The sequence below is a fragment of the Carnobacterium sp. genome (assembly GCF_032094055.1).
Classification (GTDB): Bacteria; Bacillota; Bacilli; order Lactobacillales; family Carnobacteriaceae; genus Carnobacterium_A.
Genome location: NZ_DAMDAK010000042.1, coordinates 19,297 through 21,082, shown reverse-complemented (window position 1 = coordinate 21,082; position 1,786 = coordinate 19,297). Strand labels below are relative to the sequence as shown.

Sequence of the window (1,786 nt, the reverse complement as noted above, 5' to 3'; positions counted from 1 at the left end):
TTTATTCTCAACACATGTACTAGAAGTCGCTCAACAACTCGGCAACCATATTGCCATTCTCAAAAATGGTGAAATTTTATATGATGGAACAGTTGAACAGCTGCAAGCAGAAAATGAAGATCAATCATTAGAAACAATCTACTTAAAAATGGCTGGAAGAACTCCGGCAGAAGAACCCATCCGTAATGAAACCGATGCGGCTGATACAGAAAGGAGAGGATGACCTTGCGGCTGCAACACATCAAACAGCTGACTAAAGTAAACCTGATCTATGCCAACCCGCAAATGATCGAAAAGAAACGAAATAAAGAAGCAAAATCAGGAAAAATATCTTCTATTCCGCCTTATATGTCTGTCCTTTTACAAAACGGCTTCTTGCTGCTAGTATTTCTATTGTTATACGGCTTCATGTTCGCTGCCATCGACTTTACCCAGTATCCTGGAATGTTCACAACCTTTATTATGATGTTCATCGTCATGGCTCTTCTGCAAGGATTTTACTTAGTCTATAACTTGTTTTATGAATCAAAAGATTTAGCCCATTACCTTCCGCTGCCTTTTAAAGGAAGCGAAGTTTTTACAGCTAAACTAGTTGTCCTTGCATTAATGATCTTGCCGTACCTGATCCCGATTTTAGCTTTGTTTATTATGTTGGGACAGGATGCCGGACAGCTTATGATCGTCTCTCTTATGGCTTCATTGCTTTTATTTTTATTATTGATGATCGTGGTCTTTTTCTTCTCAGTGGTTCTGGTTCATTTAATTACCAAGCTGTCTTTTTTCCATAAAAATAAACAAGCCGTGACAACGATTCTCTATGCGTTATCCAGTTTGGGAATGGTGGCAGTTATCTTCTTTATCTCTTCAATGGATCCTGGAGCAACAATGGCGGATGGCCAAGCCATGCCGGATTACCGCGTGATTCCTTTTGTTCAAGCATTTTACCAGTTTTTATTAGATCCTGGCAGCTTAACTGCTTGGTTCGGAATCTTTTTATGGATTGCTTTGTTAGCTGTTCTGGCGCTACTTGTTTTCAATTGGGTCATACCTGGTTTTTACCGTGAAGAAGAGGGAAATGTGAGCAGTAAACCTGACAAAAGTAAAAATCAACAAAAAACGGTGTTTTCTTTAAATAAAATAAGTACTTCTAATAAAACAAAAGCACATTCAGCTGCTTCAACAGGACATCCGGCTTCTGTTAATCGCATCTTATGGAAATACAATTTCGGACTGATACAAGATGGAACACTGATTATGCAGCATTTAAGTTCCAGCATTATTTTTCCCATTCTTTTATTAGGCCCCGCAATCACGAACGGCGTTTATTTAGAAGGTTTGACATTCCATTATTGGGCTTTATCTTTCTTTGCTGGCTTCGTTTATGCTTTTCTGACATTGAACGCAATCTCTATCGTTGGAGTTATCATCTCGCTTGATCGAGAAAATTTCATATATATGAAATCTTTACCATTTTCAATGAAGAACTACCTGAAACAAAAATTTCTCTTCGCTTTTGTAGCAGAAGCTGTATTGCCGCTCATTCTTGGAATAGTTTTTATTTTTATTACAAAAGTACCTTTCTTGTTAGGCGTTCTATTCTTAATTGGCATTATCATCGGTCTTTTCGTGCTGTGTCACTATTATTTTGCTCGTGATTTTCGTTTACTAAACCTAGAATGGCAGAATCTGACAGAGTTATTCAGCAGAGGTGGTGGGAACTTCATTCAAGTTATTAGTATTTTTGGTTCCTTCATCATTGGCGTCCTCGCCATTGTCTTGATTGGCG

The 1,786-nt window shown here is 38.2% G+C and carries 1 protein-coding gene and 1 pseudogene; both read left to right on the top strand.

The genetic code is table 11. From position 1 onward, the window contains the following. Positions 1-223 (top strand): annotated as a pseudogene (locus RT405_RS07910) (ABC transporter ATP-binding protein); the annotation flags it as partial. 2 nt (positions 224-225) lie between these two features. Further along, positions 226-1,786, top strand: a 1,561-nt coding sequence (locus RT405_RS07905; RefSeq protein ID WP_313468984.1) for a hypothetical protein, incomplete at its 3' end; no start/stop codon positions are given.